This window comes from Cyanobium sp. BA20m-14, assembly GCF_024346295.1.
On sequence record NZ_JAGQCR010000181.1, the window covers coordinates 1 to 6,689 of the forward strand.

The window sequence follows — 6,689 nt, forward strand, 5'->3', positions numbered from 1 at the left end:
AAATGCGTTGTCAGCAGCCCGTGCATGCGCAGCGGTGCTTGTGTCTGGTGTTGCAGCGGAAATAACCGCCTTCAACACCGAAACCACAGCGGCAGGAGCAGCGACCGGAACGTGTGCCTCCGGGGCAGATAGCGTGTTCACTGCAGTTGCCATTGATGGTATCGCCACTGAAGCCGTAGCAACAGTTTTTACCAACGGCTCAACAAGACTAACCACACCAGCAGCAAAATAGCTACATGCACCTCCTAAATGTTAAATCAACTATACCCCACCTTGCCTTAATATTAATAAGCTAATTCCACTTATTCGAGAATTAACTCACTAATCATACCTGCTATCAATAATTATTCTGTCGCATTCATGGCCTGCCTGCCCTGACAGTCAGGCCTTTGCATTGGGTCACCTACCGATTCCATTACAAACAAAATTTTTAATCAGAAAAGCATCTGGAGCTTAAATGGTCAATAATCAATTTTTTTGGCATTTAATAAGTCTCTGACCAGCAGGGAATCGAGAAGCTTTGAGCCACAAGCTTCCCCTTTCAAATGCCAACAAATATAACAGTCCGCCCACAAATTTTATGCCGTTAATGCATTCCTTCTTTTCGGTATTTTTGAGCTTCAACTAAATCTTGAAACTACAGTCTTGGCAATGCTTAGCTCTCCAAGGGGAGCTGTTTGAGCGCCAAGTGGGTTTGCGCCTGCAGCTTTCACGATGTCGATGCATCCAACAGAGCTGCCTAAGTCGCAAAGCAGCTATCCACCCCTCGGCAAATCAAGTTTGCCACCACTACCAAAGTCAATCCCAAATTCTCTGCATACCCTGAAGCAAGCCATCCCCTGATCCCCAGGGTGAAAATCCCGCCCCGCCACCCCAACAGAGCCCTCCCCAAAAAAAGAAGTCTTCTCCCTACCCCTGGTGTTGGTAGCCATCGCTGATGGTGCTGCTGGGCGGCCTAATGCTGGCCGATCGTGCCAGCGATGGCGTGATCAGTGCCGCCTTTCAGCGCGACAGCAGCGATGCGCGAGATGCAGCTGAAACAGGGGTCACCCGCATCGTGGGTGAGCTAAACCGGCCCCAAAACTGCGGCCTACTGGCTAAAAAAAACTAAATGCCCTGGTGGTGCGAGGCGTAGTCGATTTTGAGGTGGACACCACTAATGCCCGTCAACCGACCTATCGAATCCGCGTGCAGGATTCAAACGGCGTTATCTATAAAACTGCTAGTCCCGACGGCGCCCAGTGCCGCGTGCGCTCGATCACGGGTTGATCCCCGCAAGAGCAGTACAATAAGACGTACGTCTGCTAGCAGGGCTTAAAGCCGATGGACGCGATCTCTTACAGCACCGCCCGTGCCCATCTGGCGGGCACGATGAACAAGGTGTGTGAAAACCATGAACCAGTAGTGATCACACGCCGCGGCGAGCCCGCCGTCGTGATGCTCTCCCTGGCCGATTACAAGGCAATGGAAGAAACCACCTTTCTCCTGCGCAGTCCTGCCAACGCCCAGCGCCTGCTCCGCTCTATCGCCTGCCTAAACAGCGGTGGCGGAGAAGAACACGATCTACTGCCGTGCGACTGATTTTCTCCCCAGAGGCCTGGGAGGACTACATGCACTGGCAGCAACACGATCGCAAGATCCAGCAGCGCATCAACCGACTGATCAACGAGATCAGCCGAGATCCCTTCACGGGGATCGGCAAACCCGAGCCCCTTCGTCATGCCTTAACCGGCTACTGGTCGCGGCGCATCGACGCTGAACATCGCATCGTCTACTGCATCAGCGCGGGCGACCTGCTGATCGCCCAGCTCCGGCATCACTACTGGCTGCTGCTGCAGGGTATTCGTCTTTAATTTTGGCTCCGGGGCAACGCAATGCGCGTACTGAAGGGCTGCCTGGGTTGGGTTGTAGCCAGCGTGGTCTGTCTAGTTTTGTACAGTCTGTACATAATTAGGGAGGGCTTTCAGCACCCCTCCCACCCCCTGGCCGGTTTTCAACCACCCCGCCGCTCCAGCAGGCGGAAGGGGTCGTAGGCCGCGCTGATGCCAAGCTCCTCGGCAAATTCCAGCACCCGGCACCAGGCGCGGTCCTGGCGCACGATGCCCCCAGGATCACCGGAGCGGTGCTGCGCTCGAGGGTCATCTCAAACAAGGGCCAGCCCACCGAGGCCTGCACCGCATCGTCTTGAAAGCGCGGCACCACATCAAGGGCACCCACCAGGATGCGGCGATTGCTGGCATCCCACTGGAAGGGCAATTCATAGCGCTCCAGCAGGGCAGTGGCCAGGGCCCAGCTGCTGCCATTGGCATCGATCTCGGTGGCCAGCGGCAAGCCGCGAGCCTCAATGCTGTCGGTACGGCGGAACTGCAGGGGCGCTGGCCCCGAAGCGGCCTCCACACTCAGGAGCTGACGCACCCGCTCGCGCAGCTGCTCGCCACCGGTAGGCGGACCGCCCTTCTCCAACTGCAGCAGATCCCAGCGTTCACCGGTGCCGCCCCAGATCACCGGCCCGTAGTTGTCGTGCATCACGCGGCCGTCGCGGTTGGCGGCCGCCTCGGCGTGGGTCATCACGCGCTGAACGCTGATCTGATCGGCACTCCAGCCCCGGCTGCGGGCTACGGCAGCAGCCTCCTGGCAGAGGGCTTCGAGCTGGGGCTTGGCGGGCGGGATGCTCCAAGGATCAGGCCGGCCGCCCATGCAGGCACAGCTGAGAGCTACTGCATTGGTGTTACGCCGCCAGGTGTGGGCGGGCAGGTCGGCGCCATAGCTGTGCAGGGGGTGGCCGTCCAGTGCAGGTAGATGGTGGCAGACATCACCGGTAAACCAGGCTTCAGGCAGCTTCCTTAATTTGCCCCAATGGCCACCGGCAAGCGGGAGCTAAGCCGCCCCCCATCGGCCCAGGCCTGCGCCAATTGCAGCTGCAGCACCCCCGCACCAGAGGGCTGGGCCCGGAAGCCATCGCTGGCCGCCAACGCATCGAGCACCACCCGGTTTTGGGCTGCGCCGCTGCCCAGCTCGCCATGCAGGCCGTAGGCCGGTCCGCAGCGCATCAGCACCTTGCCCCGCCAGATCGGTTCAGCCGGCTTACCCAATGAATAGGTGATCGGGCCAGAGGCAGTATCCAAATGCAGCACCACGCTGCGGCCCGCCAGGTTGCAGGCCGGCGCCAGCCCGGCGGGATCGGCCAAGCCCCGCGCCTGGAGCAAATCACCGCGCACCAGCTCCAGGGTGCGCTGGGCCACAGCCCGCTCCCGCAGCAGCCGGCCAAAGCGCTGGCTCGTGGCCCCCTCCGCCACCAGCGCCTGCAGGATCACGCCACTGAGGCCGCAACCAATCGCCAGGGCCAGCAGCAACTCCACCAGCGAAAACCCTTGCTCCTCTTTCACAACGCCTCCTCGGCCCGGCAGGCGCTGCTGCTGGGCGAATCGCCCTGCCCGCCCTCGTAGCGGCCCAGCCGCACCACCCCCAGCGGCAGCGACATCACCAAACAACGGCGCAGATCCGTGCCCGCTGCGCTGATTACCACCGTGCCGCCATCAAGCACCAGGCCGTTGCTGCTGAAACGCAAGGCCCCAGGGAAATTGGAGCCGATAGCCACCCCGGTGGCCTCATTGGGCTGAAGCTCAACATCAGCCAAGCCGCAGCCGGGCAGGCTGCCGCCACTGGGCTGGCGCCAACCGCTGGGGCCCAGCTCGAGGGCGCAGGGCTGGCCCAGGCTCTGGGCTTGGCGGCGCGCCTGCTCTAAGCCCCAACCCAGCCGCCGGCTGGTGGTTTCCACCCGCATCCGCGCCAGGCTGCGCTGGCCGCCATCTATGGCCAGGCTGGCCAGCAAGCCCAGCACACTCACCGTCACCAGCAGCTCGGGCAGGCTGAAGCCTGAGTCAGGTCGTTGCATCGCCCTGCTCCGGGGGGTGGGCACCGCACAGCCCATAGGCCGCCGGGCTGAGCCAGCGCTGGCGCTCCAGGCCATTGGCGTCGCTAACCGCCACCCGCACCAGGGCTCCGGGCTCGGCGCTCACCTGGCGCACGAGGCCCTCGCCACTGGGCAGGCTTTGCAAATGGGCCGCAAGCCAGCTGCTGGCGGCCGTGCAATCAGCGGCAATCGCTGTGCCTGCCAGGGCCGTGAGCTGGGCCTGGCTAGCCAGGAGCGCTGCCTCCAGCTGGGCAGCCTGCTGCTGCTGCGCTTCCGCCTGGCGCGCCCAGCTGACGCTGCCCGACCACAACTGCAAGGAGCAACTCGACGAGGTCACAAACATCGCCGAAGCCACCATCGCCTCCACCAAGTTCATGGCGCCACCCCATTGCTGGTGCGGCCACGCAAACCGAGCTCCCGCACTGCCAGCAGCTGCTGGCTGCCGGTGCCTTCAGGGGTAAGGGTGCGGGACAGCTCCAGGCCATAGGCCGCCCGCAGGGCACGGGGCTGCTCCGCCGTGGGCTGCAGCTCCAAGGTGGCGGCAGCTCGGCCCCGCTGCAGGCCGCCGGCCGCAAGGGCGCCATCCCAATGGGGGCCGTCAAAAGCCACCAAGCGGTAGGCCACCGGGCCCACCTGGCCGGTTTGGCCCTCGACGGGGGTAGCTGGCGCCGCCAGCAGGTGCTGGGCCGCCGACATCAACTGATCTTCCGCCTGCCGCAACCGCTGGCCGGCCTGCACCTGGCTACGGGCCTGCAGCGCCGCCGCCTGGAGCGAAACGCTACTGAGCACAAGCAGCAGCGAGGCTGTGGCAGAGAGGGGCAACAGAAAACCAGCCGCCATGGGAGGAGGGCTAGCTAAAGAACGGGGGAACCGGGCCATGGGGCACCTGGCGTACAACGACCCGATCAGTGTTCCCACGGGCAGCAAAATCCTTGAAATTGCTATTAGCTCTGCTGCTGCTCACGGCAGTTGTTCTGGCAGTTGTTCTGGTAGCGGTGTTGCTGATGCGCGCCAAAGTGATGCTGAAGCGGCGGCGCCATTTCATTGAGCCGCCTTGCGGTGCTGTTTATTGATGTAGATAAGTTGAAAGCAATCAACGACACCGACTGCTGCTGGGCATCCTGGATCGCTCCGCCACCACCAAAGCAAATCTCCAGGCCTTACGCGCCGCGGGCATCGAGCTGTCGCCGGATAATTTCGGCACCGGCTACTCCTCGCTCAACTTGTTAAGTACTCAGCAGCCAAATGAGATAACAAGCGATCGCCGTTAGCCACAGCGCTGCCATTGGTGCTGGCACCTAGGGCTGTTGACGCACAGGCACTGTCGAAGACTTCCTCAAAACCAGATCCACATGGAGATCGTGGCTATCGGCCTTTCTGTCCGCACTCTTAAGGAGTTTGTACAGCTGTACAAACTCCTTAAGCAGTTCCAAAACAATCCCAACCGGATCCTCTCGCAAGTTGAGGGGCTTCCTGCTGACGCCGCCGGTTACACCTTTTCAGCACCAGCACTGAAAGAGCGCGAATATCGACTCGACGCTCGATGATGTGATCGCCCCTATCTTGGTGAGACGCTTTCCAACCCGATCTATCCCGGAGGCATGCGCCATGGGCGGCATCACCGCCCAGATCGAGGCCCTTGCGGAAGCCCTGCTCGATTTTCATGGACAGGACGACCTGGCCGCCTGGTTCGCTGCGCTCCCCTGAATTCCGTACAGCTTGTACAGATTTCAGGAGACAAAGCTTTTAAGACCCATCTACCCCAGAAATCACCCCGACCAGCAGATCCTTACTGATTCAGCTTGAGCACGGCCATGAAGGCTTCTTGGGGCACATCAACCTTGCCCATTGCCTTCATGCGCTTTTTGCCCTTGGCTTGCTTTTGGAGCAGCTTTTTCTTGCGGGAGATGTCACCGCCATAGCATTTGGCAAGCACATCTTTACGCATGGCGCTGATGCTTTCGGAAGCAATGATGCGGCTACCGATTGATGCTTGGATTGGAATCTTGAACTGCTGACGGGGGATCAGCTCCTTGAGTTTCTCCACCAAACCCTTGCCTACGTTGTAGGCCTTATCGCGATGCACAATCGTGGTGAGGGGATCGGCCTTTTCGGCATTTATCAATACATCAAGACGTACCAACTCATTTTTGCGGTAGCCGATCAGGCTGTATTCCATTGAGGCATAACCCTTGGTGCGCGACTTCATCTGGTCAAAGAAGTCTGTAACCACCTCGGCCAGCGGCATCTCGTAGTGGAGGGTTACCCGATCGGTGGTGATGTATTTCATATCGATGAATTCACCGCGCCGCTCCTGGCACAGCTCCATCAAAGCGCCGTTATAGATATTCGGGGTATAAATTTCAAGCTTCACATAGGGCTCTTCTATGGATTCACGCTTTTGCGGGTCGGGCAGGGTAGCTGGGTTATCCACCATCATGACGGTGTTATCGAGCATGTTCACCTGATAGATCACCGATGGCGCAGTAACGATCAGATCAAGGTTGTATTCCCGCTCCAGCCGCTCCTGCACGATCTCCATGTGCAGCAAGCCGAGGAAGCCACAACGGAAACCAAAGCCCATGGCGCTACTGGTTTCCGGCTCATATTTGAGCGCGGCATCAGAGAGCTGCAGCTTGTCTAGGGCTTCGCGCAAATCAGGGTATTGGTCAGCATCGGTGGGAAACAGGCCGCAGAACACCATGGGCGTGGCCTCGGTGTAACCGGGCAGCGGCTCAGCGGCAGGGTTTGATGCCAGCGTGATGGTGTCGCCAAC

General features: G+C 60.4%; 12 protein-coding genes and 1 pseudogene. 7 read left to right on the top strand and 6 right to left on the bottom strand.

Annotation, left to right across the window (positions count from 1 at the left end; translation table 11 throughout):
* From KBZ07_RS14380 to KBZ07_RS14395, 4 genes are all read left to right on the top strand, one after another.
* On the top strand, positions 1 to 232 hold a 232-nt coding region (locus KBZ07_RS14380), incomplete at its 5' end, for a hypothetical protein (RefSeq protein ID WP_254932251.1).
* A gap of 705 nt (positions 233 to 937) precedes the next feature.
* The gene (locus KBZ07_RS14385; protein WP_254932252.1) at positions 938 to 1,111 is read left to right on the top strand and encodes a hypothetical protein; all 174 of its coding nucleotides are present in this window, start codon (positions 938 to 940) and stop codon (positions 1,109 to 1,111) included.
* A 212-nt stretch (positions 1,112 to 1,323) separates the two neighbouring features.
* Entirely contained in the window at positions 1,324 to 1,581 is a 258-nt protein-coding gene (locus KBZ07_RS14390) for a type II toxin-antitoxin system Phd/YefM family antitoxin (protein ID WP_254932253.1), read from the top strand.
* Complete coding sequence (locus tag KBZ07_RS14395; RefSeq protein WP_254932254.1) at positions 1,572 to 1,853, top strand: Txe/YoeB family addiction module toxin; 282 nt, start codon at positions 1,572 to 1,574, stop codon at positions 1,851 to 1,853. The genes KBZ07_RS14390 and KBZ07_RS14395 overlap by 10 nt, the downstream gene beginning before the upstream one ends.
* A gap of 97 nt (positions 1,854 to 1,950) precedes the next feature.
* Here the strand turns inward: KBZ07_RS14395 and KBZ07_RS14400 are convergent, their stop codons facing one another.
* The 5 genes from KBZ07_RS14400 to KBZ07_RS14420 all read right to left on the bottom strand — a co-directional run bounded on the left by KBZ07_RS14400 (position 1,951) and on the right by KBZ07_RS14420 (position 4,753).
* Positions 1,951 to 2,697: an N-acetylmuramoyl-L-alanine amidase gene (locus KBZ07_RS14400; RefSeq protein ID WP_254932255.1), complete on the bottom strand. Its 747-nt coding sequence runs from the start codon at positions 2,695 to 2,697 to the stop codon at positions 1,951 to 1,953.
* Between the two features lie 146 nt (positions 2,698 to 2,843).
* Positions 2,844 to 3,386 (bottom strand): prepilin-type N-terminal cleavage/methylation domain-containing protein, encoded by a 543-nt coding sequence (locus KBZ07_RS14405; RefSeq protein ID WP_254932256.1) that lies wholly within the window; start codon positions 3,384 to 3,386, stop codon positions 2,844 to 2,846.
* On the bottom strand, positions 3,383 to 3,895 hold the full coding sequence (locus KBZ07_RS14410) for a GspH/FimT family pseudopilin (RefSeq protein ID WP_254932257.1): 513 nt from the start codon (positions 3,893 to 3,895) through the stop codon (positions 3,383 to 3,385). The genes KBZ07_RS14405 and KBZ07_RS14410 overlap by 4 nt, the downstream gene beginning before the upstream one ends.
* Positions 3,882 to 4,289 carry a hypothetical protein gene (locus KBZ07_RS14415; protein ID WP_254932258.1) on the bottom strand — a complete coding sequence of 136 codons (408 nt, stop codon included), beginning with the start codon at positions 4,287 to 4,289 and terminating at the stop codon, positions 3,882 to 3,884. Before KBZ07_RS14415 ends, KBZ07_RS14410 begins: the two co-directional genes overlap by 14 nt.
* Positions 4,286 to 4,753, bottom strand: coding sequence for a hypothetical protein (locus tag KBZ07_RS14420; protein ID WP_254932259.1), 468 nt, complete (start codon positions 4,751 to 4,753; stop codon positions 4,286 to 4,288). The genes KBZ07_RS14415 and KBZ07_RS14420 overlap by 4 nt, the downstream gene beginning before the upstream one ends.
* 281 nt (positions 4,754 to 5,034) lie before the next feature.
* Between KBZ07_RS14420 and KBZ07_RS16515 the strand changes: the two genes are divergently transcribed.
* The 3 genes from KBZ07_RS16515 to KBZ07_RS14430 all read left to right on the top strand — a co-directional run bounded on the left by KBZ07_RS16515 (position 5,035) and on the right by KBZ07_RS14430 (position 5,620).
* Positions 5,035 to 5,184, top strand: a complete 150-nt coding sequence (locus KBZ07_RS16515; RefSeq protein WP_396124111.1) for a hypothetical protein — start codon at positions 5,035 to 5,037, stop codon at positions 5,182 to 5,184.
* 81 nt (positions 5,185 to 5,265) lie between these two features.
* Positions 5,266 to 5,460, top strand: a complete 195-nt coding sequence (locus KBZ07_RS14425) for an Rpn family recombination-promoting nuclease/putative transposase (RefSeq protein WP_254932260.1) — start codon at positions 5,266 to 5,268, stop codon at positions 5,458 to 5,460.
* A gap of 19 nt (positions 5,461 to 5,479) precedes the next feature.
* Positions 5,480 to 5,620: a DUF4351 domain-containing protein gene (locus KBZ07_RS14430; protein ID WP_254932261.1), complete on the top strand. Its 141-nt coding sequence runs from the start codon at positions 5,480 to 5,482 to the stop codon at positions 5,618 to 5,620.
* Positions 5,621 to 5,702: 82 nt separating this feature from the next.
* Here KBZ07_RS14430 and KBZ07_RS14435 read toward each other — a convergent pair.
* Positions 5,703 to 6,689 (bottom strand): annotated as a pseudogene (locus KBZ07_RS14435) (elongation factor 4); the annotation flags it as partial.

What these genes read in the sequence shown, in the direction of transcription:
- KBZ07_RS14385 (WP_254932252.1), top strand. Translation starts at nt 938, where the DNA reads ATGGTGCTGCTGGGCGGCCTAATGCTGGCCGATCGTGCCAGCGATGGC.
- KBZ07_RS14390 (WP_254932253.1), top strand. Translation starts at nt 1,324, where the DNA reads ATGGACGCGATCTCTTACAGCACCGCCCGTGCCCATCTGGCGGGCACG.
- KBZ07_RS14400 (WP_254932255.1), bottom strand. Translation starts at nt 2,697, where the DNA reads ATGGGCGGCCGGCCTGATCCTTGGAGCATCCCGCCCGCCAAGCCCCAG.
- KBZ07_RS14410 (WP_254932257.1), bottom strand. Translation starts at nt 3,895, where the DNA reads ATGCAACGACCTGACTCAGGCTTCAGCCTGCCCGAGCTGCTGGTGACG.
- KBZ07_RS14415 (WP_254932258.1), bottom strand. Translation starts at nt 4,289, where the DNA reads ATGAACTTGGTGGAGGCGATGGTGGCTTCGGCGATGTTTGTGACCTCG.
- KBZ07_RS14420 (WP_254932259.1), bottom strand. Translation starts at nt 4,753, where the DNA reads ATGGCGGCTGGTTTTCTGTTGCCCCTCTCTGCCACAGCCTCGCTGCTG.
- KBZ07_RS14425 (WP_254932260.1), top strand. Translation starts at nt 5,266, where the DNA reads ATGGAGATCGTGGCTATCGGCCTTTCTGTCCGCACTCTTAAGGAGTTT.